Here is a 21,204-nt window from a genome sequence, read left to right on the forward strand (position 1 = left end):
AGCCATCGTGTTCGCCGCCTACCTCGCCGCCACGCTTCTCGCCGCCGCCCTGACCGGCAGCGCGGCCATCGCCAACCTCATCGGCCACGACTACCCGAAGTCCCAGGCCGACGTGGTCGGCGTGCCGTACTCCTGGATGCTCCCGCTCGGATCACTCCTCGCGGCCGGCGCCCTCGGCTTGCTGGCCGGCTTCGTCGTACCGACCCTTGGCACCCTCGCAGCCGCGGGCCTCGTCCTGTACTTCGTCGGCGCCTTCGCAGCCCACCTCCGAGCGCACGACCGCCACTTCGGCCCGTGGTCGCTTTACTTCCTCAGCTCCCTGGCCGCCCTGGCCACCGGCCTCATCTACCACTGAGCGCCGGTCATCCCTCGACCTTGAAGGGATCGTGCTCGGCCAGCAGTTTGTCGAGTCGCGCCTGGTCGACCCGGGTGGTGACCTCGGACAGTTCGTGCCGATCCCGCACCACCTTGCACAAGGTCACCGTCGACGTGACGACGTACAGCAGGCCGATCGCGAGGAAAGCCCGGATCCACCCGGGCGCGGGCAGGTAGACGACCCCGAGCCCCATCGCCGTCAACGAGGCGCCGAACGAGAGAAGTGCCTGCCCGTAGAACGCGGCAGTCTGCGAAGGCTGAATTGTTTTCGTCATGCGGCAATCGTCAGCGCATCCCGCCCGCGCCACATGCGCTGAACTACTCAACCGCGAACGGCATCAGGGTATGGCGCGGAGCAGGCGAAGCTCGTCGCGAATGGCCGGCGGCACAGGCAGCCGGTACGACTCCAGCGCTCTGGCGTAGGCGGTCAGCGACGCGGCCAGGCGGCTGGCGTCGCTGCTGGGCGCGCTGCCGCGGCGTGGAGCGCCTCGAGTCACCTGATTGGCCGCCCGAGCGGACCTGACTTCGGCGAGGAGGTGCAAAAGGTCGTGATCCTCGGCCGTACGGCGCGAGATCCCGGCGAGCACAGGTCCTGATCGAGTCGTCATCGGCATCGCCTCATCGCCCGCCGGTTCCTGACATGCCGCCTGGAATGCCATCGTTCCGGAGTCCCGCCAGCCTACCCCTCTGGACTGAACGCGCTGGTGGGGGTAACTTACAACGTAAGCATACAACGTAAGTATGCGGCGAGCCGGCGGAACCGGCGTCTTCAGCAGGGGGAATCACATGTTGGCCATCACTCAGGCGGTGTACGGCGAGACCGATGTTCTCGAGCTGCGCGACATCGGGCAGCCCGCCATCGCCGCTGACGAGGTGTTGATCCGCGTCCGCGCGGCCGGCGTGGATCGTGGCGTGTGGCACGTCATGGCCGGCCTGCCGTACCCGGTTCGCCTTGCTGGGTACGGCGTTCGGGCGCCGAAGAACCAGGTCCTCGGCATGGACGTGGCGGGGATCGTGGAGGCGGTCGGCGCCGACGTGACCAGATTCCAGCCGGGTGACGAGGTGTTCGGCGTCGGCAAGGGTGCCTTCGCGGAGTACACCGCTGCCTTCGAGCGCAAGCTCGCGCCGAAGCCGGCGAACCTGACCTTCGAGCAGGCGGCCGTCGTACCCATCTCCGGGATGACTGCCCTGCAGGGCGTGCGTGATCAGGGCGAGGTCGCGTCGGGTCAGCAGGTGCTGGTCACCGGTGCATCGGGCGGCGTCGGTTCCTATGCGGTGCAGCTGGCCAAGGCGTTCGGGGCCGAGGTCACCGGCGTCTCCAGTGCCAGCAAGCTGGATCTGGTGCGGTCTCTCGGCGCGGATCACGTGCTCGACTACCGGTGCGACGACTTCGCGGCGGGACTGCAGCGGTACGACGTGATCCTGGACATCGCCGGAAACGCTTCCCTGTCACGGCTTCGGCGTGCTCTCACCCCGAAGGGGACTGTCGTCATCATGGGTGGCGAGAACGGTGGACGCTGGCTCGGCGGCACCGATCGCCAGATGCGCGCGGTGCTGCTGTCGCCGTTCGTCAGTCAGCGGCTGCGGACGTTCATCAACTCGGAGAAGGCCCAGCACCTGCTCGACCTCACACCGCTGCTCGAATCCGGCGCGGTAGTCCCACCGATCGACCAGCGTTTCCCGCTGAGTGAGGTCCCGAAGGCCATTCAGTACCTGCTCGACGGCCACGCCCGCGGAAAGGTCGTCATCACTCTGCCGTAGGTGTTTCCGCAGGGGTGGGGAGTCCAACGAGTTCGGCGCTGACCTGCCAGAGTCTCGTGGCGGTGGCTTCGTCGTAGCTGCGGTCGGAGGACTTCGTGGTCGCAGACTTGGCGAAGTACCGGCCTGTCACGTGCTCCAGTTGCGGATCGGATGCGACGTAGATCGAAGTGGCGGCGCCTTGAGCAGGGCGCTTCATGAAGGGTCGCAGCAGCGGCACCAACAGTTGCTGGGCGCGGCCGGGATCCTCGCCGCCGAACCCCGTGCTCACCAACCCCGGGTGCAGTGCGTTCGCCGTCACGGAGGTGCCCTGCAATCTCCTGGCCAACTCGTAGCTGAACAAGACGTTTGCGAGCTTCGACTGGTTGTAGGCGCGTGACCCTGAATAGTCCCGCTCATTCTGCAGATCGTCGAAGTCGATGCGGCCCATCGACTGAGCGTTCGACGCCACCGTGACGACGCGGGCCGGTGCGCTCTGCCGCAGCCGGTCGAGGAGCAGATTGGTGAGCAGGAACGGCGCGAGGTGGTTCAGGGCGAAGGTGTGCTCGAGTCCGTCGGCAGTGACGTGCCGGGTCTTCCAGTAGCCGCCGACGTTGTTCACCAGTACGTCGAGCCGCGGCAGCTTCCGCAGTACTTCGTCGGCCACTCGCCGTACCTCCGCTTGCGCGGACAGGTCCGCGACGAACCCGTCCGCTTGGCCTACTGCGCGGATCTCCCGTACTGCGTCGTCAGTCCGCGCACTGTCCCGGCCGATGATCGCGACGTGCGCCCCCATTGTCGCCAGGCCGAGCGCGGTCGCCTTTCCGATGCCTCCGGTAGCGCCGGTGACCAGTACGGTCTTGCCAACCATCGATGTGGCCATGCGACTCCGCCCTCGCTGCAATGCGCTCAGCATGTGCCCCTGGCGCCGGCCTGTCCATCGACAGGCGACAATCGGGAGATGGCCAAACGTCGCGACCGCCAGCCCGTGGTGTCTCAGTCGTCGCCCTGCCCCTGCGGTCTGGATGCCACGTACGGCGACTGCTGCGGCGCGCTCCACCAAGGGAAAGCAGCAGCCACCGCCGAGCAGCTGATGCGATCCCGCTACACCGCCTTCGTCGTACGCGACGCCCGCTACCTGCTCCACACCTGGTCAGCCGACACCCGACCACCAACACTCAACTTCGCCGACGACATCCAATGGACCGGCCTCGAAATCCTCACCACCACCGCCGGCACCCCCTTCCACACCGAAGGCACCGTAGAATTCCAAGCCCACTTCACCCACAACGGCATCCCAGAAACCCAACAAGAAAACAGCCATTTCACCCGCGAGAACGGCCTCTGGGTCTACCTGAAGCCGCTACCGGCGTGATGATCATGGCCACGAGTCACGGATCCGGCGACGAGGGGCCGGCGGCCATGGAGCCCGCCGGCTGTCTGCGGCGGAGCATACGGAAGACAGCGATGCTGATGTAGGCCAGGATCACCGCCAACACCAGACCCATCCAGAAACCAGTCGCCGCCGAATAGACACCCACCAGAATCCAGCCGACGAACTGGACCATGAACACCGCAGAAGTCTGCCGGTTGGCCTCCGCGTTCGACGGCCGATCGGCATCCTCGGCCGCGAAGAATCCCATCCGGTCAAGCCGAATCAGGACAATGACGCGCGTGGCCAGGCCGCAGGTCGGCACCGCCCAAATTGCTGCCGCAGGCCACAGTCTCAACACGAGAAGCCATGCGGTGAGCCCTGCGAATGACACGGCGAGCGCCAACCGCACCGCAAGCTGCACACGGAAACTCGACCGCCTGGTCATCCCTCGCCACCAACCCACATCGCCGGGCCTCCGTCGAGAAGCAACTTCTCCGCAGCAGGTACCCGGCAGGACGTACAGCAATCCCGGTCGATACGGCGCGAAGTAGTTGACGTCAGCCGTCGGAAGTTCGAACCCCGAGGGACCACAAGCGAGTCGTGAGTTGGTGGGTCAGATCTCGCGCCAGGTTTCGGCAAGGGCTAGGGCGGCGGAGCTGCCGAACCAGCCTTCTGGGTGGTGGGGTTCGCCTTGGGCGGGGATGCCGTTGACGTGGACTGAGGCGGCGGCGCAGGGGCGGGCTATGGCTGAGGTTTCGAAGCCGGTCAGGTGGGTGACTACCTGGAAGGTGTCCAGTACGTCGCGCCATTCGAGGTCGATCGTGGTGGTGGCGGTGACGCAGGTGATGCGGTAGAAGCGGTCGCCGTCGGAGACCTCGACGAATCGGGCCGGGATCGGTGGGTTGGTCTCGATGCCGCGGCCGCGGATCGTGTCGTAGTCGTGGTAGAAGTGCTCCCAGACGTATTCGGCCATTTCCGGGTTGTCGGCGTACATCCCGATCGGTGCGTCGGAGCCGAGTCCTGACCCGACGGGATCGGCCCAGATCAGCAGCGCGCGGCCCGAACCGACGGGGGAGTAGCGCGCTGTCCACATGCTCACCAGTACGACGATGTCGTCGCCGCCGGGGCGATACAGGATGATCATCGGGTTCTCGCCGGCGATCTTGATGCCGCGCTGGATGATGGGCTCGACCATGCTGCCTCCTGACCTGCGGTGCGTCTCCGGTCGCCTCGAATGCTCCCACGGCGCGGACCGGGCGACGCCCGCGTCCGATACGCTAGGCTCCGCGCGGTTGGCCCCCGTAGCTCAGGGGATAGAGCAGTGGTTTCCTAAACCATGTGCCGCAGGTTCGAATCCTGCCGGGGGCACCCACCAAACGTGCAGGTCAGGGGATGATTGGGCGCGCAGAGGCCCATGAAGGACTGGCGATCGTGGGGCCAAACGTGGGGCCGAAGTCGTGGCGACCTTTGTTGCCTGCAGTGGATACGGCTCGAAGTCGCTCCTTCCTTGTCCGTGGTGAAGGTGAAGTTTTCCGATGCTGTGGCCTCGCTGCGGCAGCGTCGCTCGCCACCTGACGCGGGTCCGGAGCTGGTCGACCAGCGGTGATGCTGGCGATGGCAGGGAGGCGATCAGCGATGTCGGCGTCATGCGCGGGACACGTGACACGCCCTGGGGGTTCGGCGTCCGCCGCTTGCGGGGGGACGCCGAACCCGGTGGGTGGTTCAGGCGCAGGAGAAGGTGTCGCGGGATACGACGACCCTGCCGTTGGCGTTCATCGTGAGTTTGCCGGCGAGCCGGAGGTCGAGGACGGATCCGTCGGTGCCACGGAGGGTGCTGCGGAGGCGGTACTGCGCGACGCGGTCGACCTCGCTCTCCTCGGTGAACGCGGTCACCACAGCGTTCACCTTCTCCCGGTAGGTACCTGCGAACGTCGGCAGACTGGCATTGTCCGGAATCAGCTCGACCCGGCCGTCGATGACGCCGTTGACGTGGAACTCGCCCTCCCGCTGACCGCCCGGCGGGATCACCAGCCGATACCCGCCCGCCCGGACTTCGTGGAAGGTGCCCGGCCAGGAGACGCACGGGCCCTCACCGGGGGCGAAGTGCTCGTAGGCGTCGTAGTCCTCGATGACGAACGCGTGCTCGGCTCCGCCCGCGGACGCGGGAGCGGCGGTGCCGCCGATGAGGGCGAGGGCGCCCAGCGCGATGGCCAGCTTCTGCTTCATGGTGGCCCCTTCAGCCGAGTACACAGGTGATGGCGGCAGCGACCAGGGCGGCCGCACCGAGGATGAGCGCGATCACCGTGACGGGGCCGAAGGAACCGACCCGCCGCCGATGCTCGACAGCCAGGGCGACGGTGACCGCGCCGAACACCAGCGGCCACCCCGACCAGAAGACCGCGTACGTCGCGGCTGCCGCGATGCCGAGGCCGAGCGCGGTCCCGGCGAGCCGGCCGGGAGAGCCCGCGCGGGCCCGCAGGCCCAGCCATACCGCGATGACGCCGGCAGCAACCACGATCCCGACGTACAGGGCGATCTCGGCCATGCTTGTTTGTGGGCCGTTGTCCGGGTCAGCATTGAGGTTGAAGACCTCGCCGGCCGTCATCGCGAGGCCGTAGATCGCTGCGCCGGTCAACGCGGCCCACAGCGGATTGAGCACGTCGAGTCTGTGTGACGCGCTCGTGGTGGTAGTCATGGGAACCCCCTCGGGTCTCGGAAGTGCTTGCTCCGAGCGCACCACCATCGACCGGCGGGACGGATCTGTCACGGGACGCGGGCAGGCCGGGAGAGTTGCCCGGATCGACCGGGACCGCCGTCCCAGGACATCCGGCCCGATCGGGCGCACACTTTGGCCATGGGGACGGTGCGTGACGACGATCGAGTACGCCGACTGGGCGGCTGGTTGCTGGCCGGGCTGACCCTCGTCCTCTTCGGGACGGTCCCGCTGTCGCTGTCCGGCGGTGTCATGTCTCGTCCGAACGTCGTCTCTCCTGGTCCTGATTGGTGGGCCGGTTTGATCGTCGCGTGTTTCGCACTCTCCGGCGCCGCGCTGATCCAGCTGCGGCCGGGGAACTGGATCGGCTGGATCCTGGTCGCCTCCGGGCTGCTCCAGGTGACCAACGTGGCGCTCGACGCCTACGCGACCCGCGCGCTCACCGATCCCGACCACTCGCTGCCGCTGGGCCTTGCGGCGGCGTGGTTCGCGTCCTGGACGTGGATCCCGTCGCTGCTCCTGCCAGTCATCGTGCTCCCGCCGCTGTACCCCACCGGCCGGCCGGCCTCCATCTTCTGGTCGTGGCACCTGCGGGTGGCGCTCGTCGGTATCGGGCTCATCGTTCTGGCGGCTGCGACCGGCCAAGGTGGCGTCGATGACACCGTGCGCGGGACACGGCTGCCGTGGGATGCGCCAGCGTGGTGGGCGTGGATCGTCGGATTGTCGGCAGCCGGACTCCTGATTTCGACGGCCGCCGTCACGATGGTCGGGACCTTGGTGCGGGCGATCCGGGCGAAGAGCCCGGAGCGGCAACAGTTGTTGTGGCTGCTGAGCGTCGTCGCGGCCATGATGGCCACGGTCTTCACCGACTACAGGGTGCTGTTCGCCGTCGCCTATGGGCTCGTCCCGGTCGCGGTGACGATCGGCGTGCTGCGCTACCGGCTGCTCGGCATCGAGGTCGCCCTTCGTCGGACCTTGCTCTACGTCCCGCTGACCCTCCTGGTCGCCCTGGTCATCGGCGGACTCACCACGGCTCTTGCCCGGCTGGTCCCCGAGGGACCGCTTCCGCTGCTCGCCGCGTCGGCCGTCGTGGCCGTTCTGGTGATCCCTGTGGCCGCCCGGCTGCGGCCGCTCGTCGATCGCCTGGTACTGGGCGACCGGGCCGATCCGCTCGCACTCGTGGATCGGGTTGGCGCCGGACTCGAAGTCGAGCATGACGATCCGGTCGCTTCCATGCTCGAGGCAGTCGCCTCAGCCGTCGGTACGTCGTACGCGGTGGTCCGAGACCTTCACGGTCGACTGGTCGCTGAGGTGGGGTCGTCGGAGGGCGCCGGACTGGACGTGCCGCTGCGGCACAGGGGAGCCCAGCTCGGCACGCTCACCGTTGGACCGCGGCGTGGAGCGACGCAGGTGACCGAGCAGGACGCGCGGTTGGTGACAGCCTTGGCGCCGCATCTGGCCGTCGTCTTCCGCTCAGCACGACTCGCCGAGGAACTCGCCGTGGAACGGACCCGCGTGACCGCGGCAACCCTCGCCGAACGCGACCGGCTGCGCAGGGATCTTCACGACGGGCTCGGCCCTTCGCTCGCCGGTATCGCACTCGGTCTCCAGGCGGCCGGCACCGCACATCGGACCCGACCCGATGCCGTGCCCGACCTGCTCGAGCGGACTCGCGCGGAGGCCGAGCTCGCGGTCGGTGAGATCCGCCGCGTGCTCGATGGGCTGCGACCCACCTCGCTCGATCTGCACGGACTCGAGGGCGCAGTGCGCGACACCGCGTCGTCCCTCGGTATGGGACAGCCCGGCGGTCTCGCCTTCGACCTCCAGACGGACGCGTTGCCTCTCCTGTCGCCGCGGGTCGAGGAGGCGGCGTTTCGCATCGTCGCCGAGTCTCTGACGAACGTGGCGCGCCACTCGGCTGCCTCGCACTGCACGGTTCGGCTCAACAGGTCGAACGGCGACCTGCGGGTGCGGGTCTTCGACGACGGCTGCGGACTGGCCGCCGGAGTCGGCTCGGGGCATGGGCTCGACTCGATGCGACAACGTGCGGCCGACATCGGGGGAGAGGTGTGCGTGGAACTGGCGAAGCCGCGCGGGACGCTCGTGACCGCAGTACTGCCGCTGGAGGCACCATGACGATCCGCGTGGTTCTGGCCGACGACCACCCGATGTACCGCTATGGGCTGACCGCGGTGCTCGAGCAGGCCGACGGGATCGACGTCGTGGCCAGCGTTAGAGACGGTGCCGCGTTGGTCGATACGGTCCGGGACCTGTCGCCCGACGTGGTACTCACGGATCTGTCGATGCCCGGTCTCGACGGAGTTGCCGCGATCACGCAGCTACTGGGTTTGCAGCCCGAGCTACCGATCCTTGTACTCACGATGCACGAGGACGACGCGCACGTCTTCGCGGCCTTGCGTGCGGGCGCCCGAGGCTACCTGGTCAAAGGCGCAGACGGTGCCGAGATCGTCCGCGCGGTGTACTCCGTCGCCGCCGGCGAGGCGGTGTACGGCGGGGCCGTGGCCCGGCGGATCGTTGCCTTCTACTCCGGCCGCGAGGTCGAGTCGCCGGTCGCGCGCGCCTTCCCGGACCTGACGCCCCGCGAACGGGAGGTGCTGGAGCTGTTGGCGACCGGCTGCCGCAACCACGAGATCGCCCGACGCCTGGGCATGTCCGACAAGACCGTCCGCAACCACGTCTCCCAGGTCCTCACCAAACTCCAGGTCCCCGACCGCACCGCCGCCGCCCTGAAAGCCCACGAATCGGGCATTGGCGGCTAGTTCAGCTCGAGCAGTTGCGTGCGATGATGCCAAGGGAGTGGTGGGCAAGCCGCACTGGCTTGCCCAAGGGGCTCACGTGTGGTCAGTCGTTCACCGTCTCCGCGTTGAAAGGTAGCCCGCCGATCGATTAATGGTTGGCCAGCGAGAACGATCCCCCGACATCAACCGCAGCTCCCGGTGCACCCATGTCCGGGGTCGACGCGACCAGGTCCGCCGAGGCGCTGGCGGGATAATCGTTCGTCTGGCGGGGCCGCCGGGGCTGAGGATGAGTGCGATGACTACTACTTCCTCCCGATCGGTTCGCTTCGTCGAGATGACCAGTACCGCGCTGAGCGCGTTGCTGGCCGACGACCGCCCCGCGGCACAGACCGAGCTCGGCTTCCTACTCGGCGACGAGTTCCTCACCAACAGGGCCAAGTGGCTCTGGCAGTACCGCCTCGATCAGCTGACACGGGATCCCAGCACTTTCGGGTGGCTCGTCAAGCTGGTCGTAGCGGACGGGATCGTGGTCGGCTATGCCGGTTTCCACGGTCCACCGGACGAGGCCGGCATGGTGGAGATCGGCTACACAGTCGACCCGTCGTACCGGCGACAGGGTTTCGCCAAGGCGATCGTGACCGCGCTCCTGGAACGTGCGGCGTCCGAACCCGCGGTACGGACCGTGCGGGCCACGATCAGCCCGACCAACCAAGCATCGCTGGCCACCATCGCCGGCTTCGGCTTTGTCGAGAACGGCGAACAGTGGGACGAGCAGGACGGCCTGGAGCTCATCTTCGAACGCCCCAGCGGCTGACACGACCTTGGCCAGCAGGCCTGACCGAGGCCCTCTCGTCGCGGCTTTGAGCTGGGGGTCATTGTCTGGCCATGCCCAGACCATCGTGTTTAGGCGAGTGCTCGGAAGCGCTCGCTGGCTAGGAGAGGTCGGGGACGTTCGGGTTCTCGAAGGTGAGGATGTAGCGACCGCAGCCGCAGTAGAGTTTGCCGTTCACGATCGTGCGCGGGAACCCGCACTTCCGGCGCCAGTCACGAGGCGTGTCATCTCCGGGTCGTCGTGAATCTCCCATACCGTCCCTGGACTGTCGGCCGCCCCTTCGGCCCGAGCTGCACCGGGTGATACGGCCTCGGTCGATACACGGCCAGCTCGACGGCGCGCAGCTTTCGACCGGAGGCCGGCTGCTCGCGAGGATCACCTTCACTTCCTGCACCACTCCGCCTTGCTTGCAGTCCTCCCGGTGCTCCAGAGAATCTCTTGTTGGCGGCGCTGTCCGCCAATTAGCAGACAGCTGGCGGCCCCGCTCGAGCGATCGACACGCTCCGGCTGGCACGTGATGATGTTGGGGGGCGAGGTCGATGGCGCGTGTTTGTGATCGTTTCCGGCAGCGCGGCTTGTGGGCTGCTGTAGCGGTGCTGGCTGTTGTGGTGCTTGCGGTCCTTGGCGTGGTTGTGTGGTCGACGCGGCCGGAGCCAGTCGGCTCGCCGGCGCCGTCTGGGCCGTCTGGGTCGGGTGTGACGGCCGCGGATGGGTCCCGCATCGTCGCGGTGCACAGGGTGTCGCAGCGGATGGTGGATCTGACGATCGACTCCGTGGCGGTCGGTCGGGAGGTCGCGGTGCGACTGTTGCTGCCGGCACGGTACGACGCTGATCCGGGGAACCGTTGGCCGTGCTGTACCTGCTGCACGGGTGCTGCGACGGTTATGCCAGCTGGACCCGATCCACCGATGTCGAGGCGCTGTCCGCGGGCAGCGACATCCTGGTGGTGATGCCGGACGGTGGTCGAGTCGGCTTCTACTCCAACTGGGTGCACGGTCCGCGATGGGAAACCTTCCATCTGATCGAGCTGCGCCAGTTGCTCGAGCAGGCATTTCGGGCCGGGACTCGGCGGGCAGTGGCAGGTGTGTCGATGGGTGGCCTCGGCGCGATCGACTACGCGACATATCAGCCGCGCCTGTTCTGCGCGGCAGCTTCGTACAGTGGTCTGCTCAACACCTTGGGCGATGGCGGCCAAAACGCGCGGGACCTGCTTGGCCTGATCGCGAGTGAAGGTGAGAACCCGACAGCGCTGTGGGGTGACCCGCGGGCCGATGCGGCCCGGTGGGCCGCGCACAACCCGTACGACGTCGCCGAAGGGCTGCGCGGTACTGCGCTGTTCGTTGCTGGCGGCAATGGTCAGCCAGGCGCATTCGACCCGGCCAGCGCGGGGCCTGACGGGGTCGAGCAGTTCGTACATCGCCAGACGGCCGATTTCGTGCGGCGGATCATCGACCTGCGCATTCCCGCCACGATCGACTTGTACGGGCTCGGCACTCACACCTGGCCGTACTGGCAGCGGGAGCTGCACCGCAGCTGGCCCCTCTTGACCACCGCCCTCGGCATCCGTGCGTCCGGGGCTGGCACGGCCACGCCCGTCGATCCGGCGACCAGGCGAGCCGGTGCCCCTGGATGCGGTACCAGCTGACCGATCGATCCTGCGAATCGAACGCGCGCTGCACCAGCGACTCGGTCGAGGACGCCGACCGATCTGGCCGGACCGGTCGAGGTAGCGCTGACGCGCTCGGTGGACGATCCTGGGACCGCGCGCTGCCTGGCGGTTCGCGCTACGAGGTGAAGTGGGATGGCTACCTTCACTGAACCTGTCGAATGCCGGTCCCTCTCAGGCGCCAGTTGCCTACTCGGCGGCCGCACCCATCCATGTTCGGCTCGCACTGACTGCGGCAGCGTTGCCGCGTTCATCAGGCGGTTGCGCGTACTGCGGGCGCCCCGGCCGGTAGACCTGGAGCGCTCTGCCCTTCGGGACGCGCGCGATTCGACCAGGTCAAGCGCCTCCCCGGGCCGCCGTGGGGGAACGGCCGCGTGCCCTGGAGGACGACCACCGGGAGGACGAGGAGATTCTCGTCGACGAGGTCGTCCGGCTCGAGTGGTGTACATGACGCGCGCCAGGGGATTTGCTGGTCTTGGGACCACCGGCAGATGTCCGCCCGGGTCGGTGATCCCGCATCGGGGCAAAGATGCCGCTGGCTGGCATCAATCCAGGCAGAGTCGCCCGGTCCGCGCTCTGCTCGAGAGGGGGTACCCGTGCTGCCGGGGCATTCGGTGTCACCGAACGTCGTCCCGTGGCCGGGGCACAGAATGGAGGGGACCAATGCGTAGGTTCACACTGGTGGTCGGCATCGTTGTCGCAATCGCGTTGGGCGGAATGCCGTCAGCGGTCGCCGCCGATCCTGAGGTCAGCCGCTTCAGCTTCACCGAGTCGTTCACCGACGGCGACTTCTGCGGCACCGGCGAGGCGGTGGAGGTCTCCGTCACCGTCAAGGGAACGGAGTTCCTGGCACCCAACCAACCGGTCGACTATCGCAACGTCACGGTGGTGAAAGTCGTCTACACGAACCCGCAGAACGGCGCCACCGTCGTACGACACGCAGCCGGACCGCTGTCCCAAACGATCGTCTCGGGTGACCCGGCGGGTGTGCACACGGTCGAGCTCATCCTCGGCGGGCTGTCCGGGCTGCTCCGTACCGCCGACGGCGCCGTCGTGCTGGGCGCCGGCTACATCGTCTTCCGCGAGACCTTCAACGGCGACGAGTTCATCAGCAGGGAGATCCTCGTCAACAGGGGACCGCACCCCAACCTCGAAAGCGACTTGGCGCTGTTCTGCGAGGTCACGACAGAAGCCTTAGGCCTGGCCTAACGGCCCGCCTGCGCACCCACAAGCTCCGCCCAGCGACGCAGCGGGCTGCAGCGCTGGTGCGGCCCGCTCGGATGTCACCGCAGGCGGGGCAATGCCACCTGTCGTCAACCACTCGGTCAACCGGGCTGTGGCCGGCGGCGCCCGGTGCGGCGACAGCAACCCGATCGAAGGCCGGCCGGTCGTTACGGGGTGACGATCGCGAAGGCGTGGTCAGGTTGGTCGAGGACACCGAGTAGGCGTTTGAGGGCGCGGGGTCGCCGCTGTGGTCGATGCCGTCGAGTCCGCCGCCTGCGAGCATGCCGAGTAGCTGTGCCTTGGTGAGGGTGGCCGTGAGGTCCACTTTCGCGGTGGTCTTCGGGTCGCGTGTCTGGATGAACGCGCCGTTGGACAAGGTGGTGCGGATCGTCTTGCCCAGGTCGGTGAACTGCCAGTCGATGGTGAGGGACTCACCGGCGGCACGTGGACCGTCGACGCGAATGGCGATGGTGTCGAACAGCTGCTCGACGGCAAGTGAGGCGGCCATGCCAGCGCCTGGGTCCATGGCCGGTGGAGTGATGCCTTCGCGCAGTTCGAGCGCTCCGGCGAGGCAGAAGTTGCGCCAGGTCGGGTTCTCGGATCCGAAGCCGAGGTGCTGGTAGACGTCTGCGAGGGCGTGCTTGGCGCTGCTGACCATCAGGTGCGGCGGCTCGGGTGGCCGCCCAGGGCGTCTCGGATTCGGTTCCAGCGTTTGTCGTAGGTGGGGCCGAAGCGTTTGCGGGCTCGTCCCTCCTTGCGCTCGCCGTACCGGCGTACTGCCCAGGTCGAGCCGGGTTTGGCCAAGCGGAGCGCCCCGGCAAAAGCCACAAAGGGTACGACGATGCCGATCAGGCCGGTGGCCAGTTTGCCTTTGAGGAAGCAGAGGATCGCCATCACGAGGTGGACGCCGACGGTCGCGAAGTAGGTCCAGCGCGCGAGCTCGCCGCCGGCACGTTCGGGCTCGGCTCCGATCGGGCTGGTCTGCATCAGGAGAACGACACCCAGCGCCCCGCCCAGCAGGATTGCGTCGATGGACTTGCGTCCCTCCGGTCCCCAGTACACGTCGTCGAGATGAAGCCACAGCGCGAACTCGTCGAGCGTCAACGCCGCCCCCGCCCCGAACATCACCGCGAGCACCTCGGCCCAGGGAGACGCCGGGGCGTAGCGGAACTGCAGGAGCCCGGAGAGCAGCACCAGCAGGATTCCCCAGACCTGGTGGTGGATGTGGATACCACCGATGTGTACGTCGGACAGGCCACCGTCATCAGGCTGCGCCGAAGCCTGCTTGGCGCGGATGCGTCGGGTGATGGCCCGGGCGACGGTGAACGTGAGGAGGAAGGCGAACAGCGCCCAGGCGGCCTGCGCCCGGCCAGTGTCGACAAGTTCCCGATACCAGTGCACCTACATCACCCGTCATACATCGCTGGAGCCAGTCGCGAGCAGTACGACGCCGACCACCGCCGCGACGATCAGCACCACGCACGCCACGGCCTCGGCCCGGTTGAACGCCCGCAGGCCTTCTTCGCGGCGGGCCAGGAGGTACAACAACGTCCCTGGCGCGTACACGATGGATGCCAGGAGCAAGTACTTCGGGCCCGCGGCGTACAGCATGAAGATCGAGTAGAGGACCGCGACGGCTGCGATCACCCGTTGCTTGCGCCGCTCCGGCTCGTCGGCCGCTGTGTAGGTCTCCCTGGTGATGGTCAGCTTGAGCGCGTACGCCGCCGCCAGCAGGTACGGCACCAACGACAACGCGGTGTCGAGCTTCAGCATGAAGTCCAGCGCATCGTTGACGAACAAGACCAGGATGAGCACCAACTGAACGGCGAGGGTCGTCGTGAGCAGCGCGGTGATCGGGGTCGCGTGCACGTTGTCACGGGTCAGGAACTTCGGCATCACCCCGCCGCGCGCCGGCATGTACAGAACCTCCGCGTTGATCAACGTCCACGCCAGGTACGCGCCCTGGACGGAGATGATTACGCCGATGCTGATGAAGTCCGATCCCCACGATCCGGCGACGGACTCGAGCACGCCGCCCATCGACGGCTGCTTGGCCTTGGCCAGATCGGCTTGCGGGAGTACGCCGTACGAGACCAGCGTGACCGACGCGAAAACGGCCAGCACACTGACGAAACCGAGGATCGTGGCCCGCCCGACATCCTGGCGACGGCGGGCGAACCGTGAGTACACGCTCGCCCCCTCGATCCCGAGGAAGACGAACGTGGTGACCAGCATCGTCTGTTTGACCTGGTCGAACACCGCGCCGACCGACCGCTCGTCACCGCCCCAGAAGTTGTCCGCGAACGTCCCGGCTTCGAAGGCGACGGCAACGATCACGATGAACGTGAGGATCGGCAGAAGCTTCGCGATCGTGACGATCCGGTTGACGACGGTCGCCTGCCGTACGCCGCGCGCGATCAGGAAATGGAACAACCAGACGAGCGCCGACGCCAGCACGACGGCGAGGAAGGTGTTTCCTTGCCCGAGGCCCGGGAAGAAGGTGCCGAGCGTGGTCATCGTGAAGACCATGAAGAAGACGTTGCCCGCCACATTGCTGGCCCAGTAGCCGAAGGCCGCGTTGAACCCGGCATACGCACCGAACCCGGTCTTCGCGTAGACGTACACGCCGCTGTCCAGGTCGGGCCGGCGTACGGCGAGCGACTGGAAGACGAGGCCCAGCATGAGCATGCCCGTACCGGCGATGATCCACGCGATCACGGCGCCCAGTACGCCGGTCGCCTCGCCGAATTCGCCGGGGAGCGTGAAGACCCCACCACCGACCATCGAGCCGACGACCATGCCGGTCAGGGTGAGGACCGAGACCTTCTGGACTGCGCTTGTGTGGCGGGTGGTCACAACGGCCTCACGCCCTAGCCGCTCGGCCGGACGAGCGGGAACAGGATGGTGTCGCGGATCGAGAGCCCGGTCAGGTTCATCACGAGACGGTCGATGCCCATCCCCATCCCACCGGTCGGCGGCATGCCGTACTCCAGCGCCTCGAGGAAGTCCTCGTCGACCTGCATCGCTTCCGGATCGCCGGCGGCGGCCAGCAGGGACTGGGCGACGAGCCGTGCACGCTGGTCCACCGGATCGACCAGTTCGGAGTACGCCGTACCTTGCTCAGCCGCGAAGATCACCAGATCCCACTTCTCCGCCAGCCGCGGGTCCGACCTGTGCGGCCGGGTCAGTGGCGCGTTCTCCTTCGGGAAGTCCTTGTAGAACACAGGTGTCGTCGTCGTGCTTTCACACAGTTCTTCGTAGATCTCTTCGAGCAGGGGTCCCCACGTGGTGTCGCCGGCGTACTCGAGTCCGAGCTTGTCCGCGTGTCCGCGCAGCTTCTCGATCGGTGTGTCCGCGGTGACTTCCTCACCGAGTGCTTCCGACACCGCTTCACAGATGCTCTTGACCGGCCAGTCCCCGGACAGGTCGTACTCGACCGTCTTCCCATCGGCATCGGTACGGCGTGCGAGCGGCGAACCGTACACGGCGGTCGCCGCCTCCTGGATGAGCTCCTGGGTCAGGATCCGCATCGTGTTGTAGTCGCCGTACGTCTCGTAGACCTCGAGCGAGGTGAACTCCGGATTGTGCTTGAAATCCACGCCCTCGTTGCGGAACTGCCGGCCCACCTCGAAGACCTTCTCCATTCCACCGACCAGCAGTCGTTTCAGGTGCAGTTCGGTGGCGATCCGCAAATACAGATCGAGGTCGTAGGCATTGATGTGGGTCTCGAACGGACGTGCGTTCGCGCCGCCGTGGATCGACTGCAGGACAGGCGTCTCCACCTCCGTGAACCCGCGCGCATGCAGGGATTCACGCACACTCCGTACGACGGTCGCCCGCGTGTATGCGATGTCGCGCGCGGCCGGGCGAACGATCAGGTCGACATAGCGAGCCCGGATCCGGGCGTCCGGATCGGTCAGTCCCTTGAACTTGTCCGGCAGCGGGCGGATCGCCTTGCTCGTCAGTCGCAGGGACTCGGCCCGGACCGAGAGCTCGCCGCGCAAGGTCGTGATCACCTCGCCGGTGGCGCCCACATGATCACCGAGGTCGATCTCGTGACGCCAGAAGTCGAAGGTCTCCTGGCCGACGGCGGCCAGGTCGACCATGAGTTGCAGGTCACCGCTTCCGTCGCGCAGCTTGGCGAAACCCAGCCGTCCGTGGTCGCGTTTGAGGATGACTCGCCCCGCCACCGATACGCGGGTACCCGTCGATGTCCCCGGCGGAAGCTCTCCCGCTTCGGCCTCGACCTCCGCCATCGTGTGCGTCCGCGGGTACGTCACCGGGTAGGGATCGATGCCACTGGCCCGGATCCGCTCGAGCTTCTCCCGGCGTACCCGCACCTGTTCGGGCAGTTTCTGCAGAGACATCGCCTCGGCCAGCGGATCCGGCGGCGCGGGGATCAGAGCGGCGACTGCGGCGGCGTGGTCGGCATCGGCGGTGTCCAGAGCGGCCTCGCCGTTCTGCCCGGACTTGCCGCGCAGCATCGTGAGGCTGGGACGAGTGAGGAACCCTTCCGCACTGCCCGCGGCCGTCCCCACCCGTGGCAGATCCGAGGTGTACTCGAAGCACATGAACCGTGGCTGCCAGACGGGGAGGTACTTCGCGTTGGAGCGGTACAGCGACTCCAGCTGCCAGTTGCGGCTCGCCAGCAGGAGCGCCTGACGCCACAGCCGGGCAACCGGTCCGGCACCGAGCTCCTCGCCTCGCTCGAACGCCTCCCGGAACATCGCGAAGTTGAGCGACAGCCGGCCGATACCGAGCGCGGCGCCCTGCTCGGCGAGCCCCGCGACCATCAGCTCGACGAGGCCGTTGTCGGCGGTCGGGTCGCGACGCATCAGGTCGAGGGAGAGGCCGGTCCGGCCCCATGGGACGAAGCTGAGGAATCCGCGCAGGTTCCCGTCCGCGTCATCCGCACGCACCAGAACGCAGTCACCGTCGAGTGAGTCCTCCAGACGGCCGAGCGCCATCGAGAACCCCCGCTCGTCCCCGCCGTCGCCGCGCCATGAGCCGGCCGCCACACTGAGGGCCGCGAACTCGTCGGCGGTCAGAGCGGAATGTCGCATGACTCTCGTGGTGTAGCCGCGACGCTGCAAACGGGACACCGACTGCCGGACCGCCTTCATGCCCGGCCCGTTCAGCGAGAACGTCCGCAGGTCGAGGACCGCCTCGTCGCCGATCTCGTACGCCGACAGCCCGGCCTCCGCGTACGCGGCCGCACCCTCCTCACCCGCGCCCATCACCGCCAGCGACAAGCCGTTCGACCTCGCGTTCTCGCGCCACTGCGCGATGGCCGCCGGCCAGTGCTCGGGATCGCCCACCGGATTACCGCTGCCGAGGCTGACCGATCCGATCGAGCGGTAGGACACACCCGCCCGAGCAGTCGCCGGACTGCCGGTGTCCCAGATGACCGACTTGTCCCGGCGGGTCGCGAAGTACCCGAGGGAATCGGTGTCGCCGAAGTCTCGCAGCAGAGTGCGGATCCTGGCCTCGTCGGCGACGTCCAGCGTCCGGGTCTGCTTGGGCGCCCGAAACAGCAGTTGCGCCGAGATCAGTACGACGCAGGCGCCCGAGATCCCGATCACCCCGTGCACCCAGAACGGTGCGGTCACCGCATCGTCGGGATCCGCCCAGCCGACGTCGGTCAGCATCTCGGAGAAGACGAACTGTGCAGCGCTCGCGAAGTCGCTCGCGTTGCCGAACCGGTGCACCAGAGCGGCGCCGCCGATCAGCACCACCGCGCCACCGACCAGGAACGAGACGATCGCCAGCAGCAGGCTGCCCGGCACCCGCCTGGCCGCGAACTGGGGCCGGGCTCGCCACGCGATGACGAGCACTCCGGCGATCAGCACGAAGCCGGCGAGCTGGATCAGCGAGCCGCCGTCGATCAGGGAGGCGATCCTCGCGAGCTCCGGGAGGACCAGCCACCACAGCACCAGCAGCCACCACGCGGCGAGCAGCCTGCGTCGCAGCGCGACACCCATAGCTGTGAGTAATGCGGCGTAAACTAGGCTCGGCACAATGGGAATCGTGAGCATCGAAACGATGTCCTCGGCCCCCGCGAAGTAATTCCGCCACGGCGGTACGAGCGCGACAATTGCGGCCAGCGCGGCGAATACGAACATGGCGGCCGCGAAACGGTCCGGCCAGCGATCGTCGAGCGGTTTGAGAACACCAACCGAGCGAGTCCGGGCACGCGATTCTGCTGGCAGCGCAGCAGTATCCACCGTTGTGCTCATGCCCACCCCTGTGCAACGCAGCAATGCGACAGCGCACATCGCTTCCCCGATCACGACGGTACACGAGACCGTTGGTGACGTATACCTACGTGAACGACTCGCCCGGGCACGTTTGGTGACGGTGCTTTTAGTCAAACGTATTGACCCGCGGAATTCCGGCGTAGCCTCGGCACATGATTGCCGGTCTGCTGGGAGCCTTTGCAGCAGCCGTTTGCTACGGGGTGGCATCGGTACTGCAGGCAGTCGCCGCACGCCGTACCGAGACCGTGGAGGGCCTCGACCCGCGGCTGGCGCTCCGGCTGTTCCGCTCCTGGCCGTACCTGCTGGGAACCGCGCTCGACGCCTTCGCGTTCCTGCTGTCCATCGCAGCGCTGAGATCGCTGCCGCTGTTCGTCGTGCAGTCGATCGTGGCGAGCTTCCTGGCGGTCACCGCCGTTCTCGGCGCGATCTTCCTGCACATGCCGCTGACCCGGTCCGACTGGATCGCCCTGCTGGTTGTACTCACCGGACTGGTGCTGGTCGGCCTGTCCGCAGCAGAGGACCGCTCGGTCTCGGTCAGTGAGGCGGAACGCTGGGGTGTGCTGGTTGCGGCCGTCGTTCTCGGAGTACTGGCGGTGCCGCTGGCCCAGATCAAGGGCGCCCCGGGTGCAGCCGCCCTCGGCGCGCTGGCCGGCCTCGCCTTCGGGGCGGTTGCGGTGGCCGCCCGGATCCTGCCCGGCTCGCTCCATCTCGACACGTTCGTCAGCGATCTCGGCACGTTGTTCACCGATCCGTCGATCTATGCGCTGGTCCTGGCCGGCGGGATCGCGCTCCTCACGTATTCGACGGCCCTGCAACGCGGCAGCGTGACACAGGCGACGGCGCCGCTGGTGGTCGGTGAGACGGTCGCACCTGCTCTGGTCGGGCTGCTCATGCTGGGCGACATGCCCAGGCCCGGCTGGGGGTGGGTCGCGACACTGGGGTTCGTCCTCGCCGTGGGCGGCGCTGTCGGCCTGTCGAGGAACGGTGACTTGGCCCAGCACGAGCCCCGGCGGCTAGCCGGTGAGGGCGCGGACGCCTAGGTGTCCGGCGATCGAGGCGTAGCGCTCGGCGTACAGGGTGGTGCAGCGGGACGAGGCGCAGCCGGAGCCGGCGAAGGTGATGCCGCGGATGGTCGCGGTGGTGCGGCCGGGCGCGGTGTAGACGGGGCCGCCGGAATCGCCGCCGATGATCGCGATCTGGCCGCCTCGGGTGGCGCGGATGACGTACGTCGTACAGCCGTCGGTGTCGCAGTACTTCGCTGACTTCGAGAGGACTCTGAGGCCGCACAGCGACGTACTGAAGCTGCCGGACTGACACACGGCCGTGCCGACACCCGGGTCGGCGCCGCCGGTGACGGTACGGGTGTCGACCGGGTCGCCGGGGCCGTCGGTCCAGATCTTCGGTCCGTACGTGCTGCCGGTGAGCAGGGACTGATCGTAGTCGGGGTAGTTCGTCCGCACGGATGTGGTGCCGTAGTAGTTGCTGCCCGACTTCCACACTGTGCCGACCCCGCCGCAGTGGCCGGCGGTGACCGAGCCGCGTTGCCCGTTGGAGCGTCGTACGACGGAGAATCCGGCCGAGCAGTTCTTCAGGGCCGAGGTGATCCGGGCACCGCCCCAGTGGCCGCCCTTCGGCGTGTCACTCAGCCGAGTCGTCCGCTCCAGCGAGCTGGCGACGGCTTGTACGCCGTTCAGTCCGCGCAAATCGTCGAGTGACGCGGGCGAGGTGCTGGCCTGGTCGTACTCGACGACGATGTCCTCGGTAACCGGGTCCAGATCGGCGGCGAACGTCGTACGGCTCGCGTCGGAGGACCACGAGCGGGCGCCGACCGCGTTCCAGGCGTCGGAGATCGCGCGGACCGAGCGGCAGCTGCGCTCGAGGCCGACCATCTGCTTGCCGGCCGTGGGGACGCTGCGGGCGATCGCGGCCTGGTACTTCTTCGAGTCCAGCACGGAGCTGTCGACCACGACCTTGTAGCCGGTCGTGGCGGAGCCGACCACGCCGATGACGCCGGCGCTGAGCCCGTACGGCAGGCCCGACTTGGGCCGGCCAGTGGCGTCCAGGGGCTCCAGGGACTGCACGGCGACCGAGATGCCGTCGCCGAGCGCCTCGCCGAGCGGGCGGGCGTCGGTCGAGGATGTCGGCTGTGCCAAGCGCTTGGACTCGACCGAACTCACGCTCGGCTGAGCGTGCGAGCAGGCTACCGCTGCCGTCGCCGCATCAGGCGTGGCTGTAGCGGTGAGACCGACTGCGAGGAATGAAACGG

The 21,204-nt window shown here is 67.7% G+C and carries 21 protein-coding genes and 1 tRNA gene; 10 read left to right on the forward strand and 12 right to left on the reverse strand.

Going from position 1 to position 21,204, the window contains the following annotated elements:
- The first annotated feature begins 7 nt into the window (after positions 1–7).
- On the forward strand, positions 8–355 hold the full coding sequence (locus E0H73_RS32485; RefSeq protein WP_131362808.1) for a DoxX family protein: 348 nt from the start codon (positions 8–10) through the stop codon (positions 353–355).
- Between the two features lie 7 nt (positions 356–362).
- On the opposite strand, the gene E0H73_RS32490 is transcribed toward E0H73_RS32485, so the two are convergent.
- Both E0H73_RS32490 and E0H73_RS32495 read right to left on the reverse strand, forming a co-directional pair.
- Positions 363–650, reverse strand: coding sequence for a YiaA/YiaB family inner membrane protein (locus tag E0H73_RS32490; protein ID WP_131362809.1), 288 nt, complete (start codon positions 648–650; stop codon positions 363–365).
- A gap of 63 nt (positions 651–713) precedes the next feature.
- Positions 714–983, reverse strand: coding sequence for a hypothetical protein (locus tag E0H73_RS32495; RefSeq protein ID WP_131362811.1), 270 nt, complete (start codon positions 981–983; stop codon positions 714–716).
- 178 nt (positions 984–1,161) lie between these two features.
- Between E0H73_RS32495 and E0H73_RS32500 the strand changes: the two genes are divergently transcribed.
- Positions 1,162–2,136, forward strand: coding sequence for an NAD(P)-dependent alcohol dehydrogenase (locus E0H73_RS32500; protein ID WP_131362813.1), 975 nt, complete (start codon positions 1,162–1,164; stop codon positions 2,134–2,136).
- Here E0H73_RS32500 and E0H73_RS32505 read toward each other — a convergent pair.
- The gene (locus E0H73_RS32505) at positions 2,123–2,995 is read right to left on the reverse strand and encodes an SDR family oxidoreductase (RefSeq protein WP_202867668.1); all 873 of its coding nucleotides are present in this window, start codon (positions 2,993–2,995) and stop codon (positions 2,123–2,125) included. The genes E0H73_RS32500 and E0H73_RS32505 overlap by 14 nt on opposite strands.
- 78 nt (positions 2,996–3,073) lie before the next feature.
- Between E0H73_RS32505 and E0H73_RS32510 the strand changes: the two genes are divergently transcribed.
- Complete coding sequence (locus E0H73_RS32510; protein WP_131362814.1) at positions 3,074–3,487, forward strand: YchJ family protein; 414 nt, start codon at positions 3,074–3,076, stop codon at positions 3,485–3,487.
- 16 nt (positions 3,488–3,503) lie between these two features.
- On the opposite strand, the gene E0H73_RS32515 is transcribed toward E0H73_RS32510, so the two are convergent.
- Together E0H73_RS32515 and E0H73_RS32520 are read right to left on the reverse strand one after the other, a co-directional pair.
- Positions 3,504–3,908 (reverse strand): hypothetical protein, encoded by a 405-nt coding sequence (locus tag E0H73_RS32515; protein WP_131362816.1) that lies wholly within the window; start codon positions 3,906–3,908, stop codon positions 3,504–3,506.
- 192 nt (positions 3,909–4,100) lie between these two features.
- Positions 4,101–4,682, reverse strand: a complete 582-nt coding sequence (locus E0H73_RS32520) for a phospholipase D-like domain-containing protein (protein ID WP_131362818.1) — start codon at positions 4,680–4,682, stop codon at positions 4,101–4,103.
- A 100-nt stretch (positions 4,683–4,782) separates the two neighbouring features.
- Here E0H73_RS32520 and E0H73_RS32525 point away from each other — a divergent pair.
- Positions 4,783–4,855: transfer RNA gene (locus E0H73_RS32525), tRNA-Arg, on the forward strand.
- Between the two features lie 354 nt (positions 4,856–5,209).
- On the opposite strand, the gene E0H73_RS32530 is transcribed toward E0H73_RS32525, so the two are convergent.
- Both E0H73_RS32530 and E0H73_RS32535 read right to left on the reverse strand, forming a co-directional pair.
- Entirely contained in the window at positions 5,210–5,713 is a 504-nt protein-coding gene (locus E0H73_RS32530) for a hypothetical protein (protein ID WP_131362820.1), read from the reverse strand.
- A 10-nt stretch (positions 5,714–5,723) separates the two neighbouring features.
- On the reverse strand, positions 5,724–6,182 hold the full coding sequence (locus E0H73_RS32535) for a hypothetical protein (RefSeq protein WP_131362821.1): 459 nt from the start codon (positions 6,180–6,182) through the stop codon (positions 5,724–5,726).
- A gap of 159 nt (positions 6,183–6,341) precedes the next feature.
- Here E0H73_RS32535 and E0H73_RS32540 point away from each other — a divergent pair, with 159 nt between their 5' ends.
- From E0H73_RS32540 to E0H73_RS32560, 5 genes are all read left to right on the forward strand, one after another.
- On the forward strand, positions 6,342–8,336 hold the full coding sequence (locus E0H73_RS32540; RefSeq protein ID WP_131362823.1) for a sensor histidine kinase: 1,995 nt from the start codon (positions 6,342–6,344) through the stop codon (positions 8,334–8,336).
- Positions 8,333–8,980 (forward strand): response regulator transcription factor, encoded by a 648-nt coding sequence (locus E0H73_RS32545; protein WP_131362825.1) that lies wholly within the window; start codon positions 8,333–8,335, stop codon positions 8,978–8,980. Before E0H73_RS32540 ends, E0H73_RS32545 begins: the two co-directional genes overlap by 4 nt.
- Positions 8,981–9,254: 274 nt before the next feature.
- A complete protein-coding gene (locus E0H73_RS32550) occupies positions 9,255–9,773 on the forward strand; it encodes a GNAT family N-acetyltransferase (protein WP_131362827.1) in 519 nt (172 codons plus the stop codon).
- A gap of 862 nt (positions 9,774–10,635) precedes the next feature.
- Positions 10,636–11,436 carry an alpha/beta hydrolase gene (locus E0H73_RS32555; protein WP_131362829.1) on the forward strand — a complete coding sequence of 267 codons (801 nt, stop codon included), beginning with the start codon at positions 10,636–10,638 and terminating at the stop codon, positions 11,434–11,436.
- Positions 11,437–12,120: 684 nt separating this feature from the next.
- The gene (locus E0H73_RS32560; RefSeq protein WP_131362831.1) at positions 12,121–12,666 is read left to right on the forward strand and encodes a hypothetical protein; all 546 of its coding nucleotides are present in this window, start codon (positions 12,121–12,123) and stop codon (positions 12,664–12,666) included.
- On the opposite strand, the gene E0H73_RS32565 is transcribed toward E0H73_RS32560, so the two are convergent.
- Genes E0H73_RS32565 through lysX form a run of 4 tightly spaced genes read right to left on the reverse strand, consistent with a single transcriptional unit; the run spans position 12,638 to position 19,145 of the window.
- Complete coding sequence (locus E0H73_RS32565) at positions 12,638–13,339, reverse strand: alkyl sulfatase C-terminal domain-containing protein (RefSeq protein ID WP_202867683.1); 702 nt, start codon at positions 13,337–13,339, stop codon at positions 12,638–12,640. The genes E0H73_RS32560 and E0H73_RS32565 overlap by 29 nt on opposite strands.
- Entirely contained in the window at positions 13,339–14,082 is a 744-nt protein-coding gene (locus E0H73_RS32570) for a hypothetical protein (RefSeq protein ID WP_131362833.1), read from the reverse strand. The genes E0H73_RS32565 and E0H73_RS32570 overlap by 1 nt, the downstream gene beginning before the upstream one ends.
- A gap of 12 nt (positions 14,083–14,094) precedes the next feature.
- Positions 14,095–15,537 carry a basic amino acid/polyamine antiporter gene (locus E0H73_RS32575; protein WP_238164414.1) on the reverse strand — a complete coding sequence of 481 codons (1,443 nt, stop codon included), beginning with the start codon at positions 15,535–15,537 and terminating at the stop codon, positions 14,095–14,097.
- A 14-nt stretch (positions 15,538–15,551) separates the two neighbouring features.
- Positions 15,552–19,145, reverse strand: coding sequence for a bifunctional lysylphosphatidylglycerol synthetase/lysine--tRNA ligase LysX (gene lysX / locus E0H73_RS32580; RefSeq protein ID WP_337590333.1), 3,594 nt, complete (start codon positions 19,143–19,145; stop codon positions 15,552–15,554).
- Here lysX and E0H73_RS32585 point away from each other — a divergent pair.
- On the forward strand, positions 19,091–19,978 hold the full coding sequence (locus E0H73_RS32585) for a hypothetical protein (RefSeq protein WP_131362836.1): 888 nt from the start codon (positions 19,091–19,093) through the stop codon (positions 19,976–19,978). The two genes, lysX and E0H73_RS32585, sit on opposite strands and share 55 nt — an antisense overlap.
- Here E0H73_RS32585 and E0H73_RS32590 read toward each other — a convergent pair.
- Positions 19,952–21,115 carry a S1 family peptidase gene (locus E0H73_RS32590; RefSeq protein WP_238164415.1) on the reverse strand — a complete coding sequence of 388 codons (1,164 nt, stop codon included), beginning with the start codon at positions 21,113–21,115 and terminating at the stop codon, positions 19,952–19,954. The genes E0H73_RS32585 and E0H73_RS32590 overlap by 27 nt on opposite strands.
- Between the last annotated feature and the right edge of the window lie 89 nt (positions 21,116–21,204).

Origin of the sequence: Kribbella pittospori, from assembly GCF_004331465.1 — a bacterium.
GTDB classification, from domain to species: domain Bacteria; phylum Actinomycetota; class Actinomycetes; order Propionibacteriales; family Kribbellaceae; genus Kribbella; species Kribbella pittospori.

Excerpts from the sequence above, each read along its gene's own strand:
- E0H73_RS32490 (WP_131362809.1), bottom strand. The coding sequence starts at position 650 with ATGACGAAAACAATTCAGCCTTCGCAGACTGCCGCGTTCTACGGGCAG.
- E0H73_RS32495 (WP_131362811.1), bottom strand. The coding sequence starts at position 983 with ATGACGACTCGATCAGGACCTGTGCTCGCCGGGATCTCGCGCCGTACG.
- E0H73_RS32500 (WP_131362813.1), top strand. The coding sequence starts at position 1,162 with ATGTTGGCCATCACTCAGGCGGTGTACGGCGAGACCGATGTTCTCGAG.
- E0H73_RS32505 (WP_202867668.1), bottom strand. The coding sequence starts at position 2,995 with ATGGCCACATCGATGGTTGGCAAGACCGTACTGGTCACCGGCGCTACC.
- E0H73_RS32510 (WP_131362814.1), top strand. The coding sequence starts at position 3,074 with ATGGCCAAACGTCGCGACCGCCAGCCCGTGGTGTCTCAGTCGTCGCCC.
- E0H73_RS32520 (WP_131362818.1), bottom strand. The coding sequence starts at position 4,682 with ATGGTCGAGCCCATCATCCAGCGCGGCATCAAGATCGCCGGCGAGAAC.
- E0H73_RS32530 (WP_131362820.1), bottom strand. The coding sequence starts at position 5,713 with ATGAAGCAGAAGCTGGCCATCGCGCTGGGCGCCCTCGCCCTCATCGGC.
- E0H73_RS32535 (WP_131362821.1), bottom strand. The coding sequence starts at position 6,182 with ATGACTACCACCACGAGCGCGTCACACAGACTCGACGTGCTCAATCCG.
- E0H73_RS32540 (WP_131362823.1), top strand. The coding sequence starts at position 6,342 with ATGGGGACGGTGCGTGACGACGATCGAGTACGCCGACTGGGCGGCTGG.
- E0H73_RS32545 (WP_131362825.1), top strand. The coding sequence starts at position 8,333 with ATGACGATCCGCGTGGTTCTGGCCGACGACCACCCGATGTACCGCTAT.
- E0H73_RS32550 (WP_131362827.1), top strand. The coding sequence starts at position 9,255 with ATGACTACTACTTCCTCCCGATCGGTTCGCTTCGTCGAGATGACCAGT.
- E0H73_RS32560 (WP_131362831.1), top strand. The coding sequence starts at position 12,121 with ATGCGTAGGTTCACACTGGTGGTCGGCATCGTTGTCGCAATCGCGTTG.
- E0H73_RS32565 (WP_202867683.1), bottom strand. The coding sequence starts at position 13,339 with ATGGTCAGCAGCGCCAAGCACGCCCTCGCAGACGTCTACCAGCACCTC.
- E0H73_RS32585 (WP_131362836.1), top strand. The coding sequence starts at position 19,091 with ATGATTGCCGGTCTGCTGGGAGCCTTTGCAGCAGCCGTTTGCTACGGG.
- lysX (WP_337590333.1), bottom strand. The coding sequence starts at position 19,145 with ATGCCACCCCGTAGCAAACGGCTGCTGCAAAGGCTCCCAGCAGACCGG.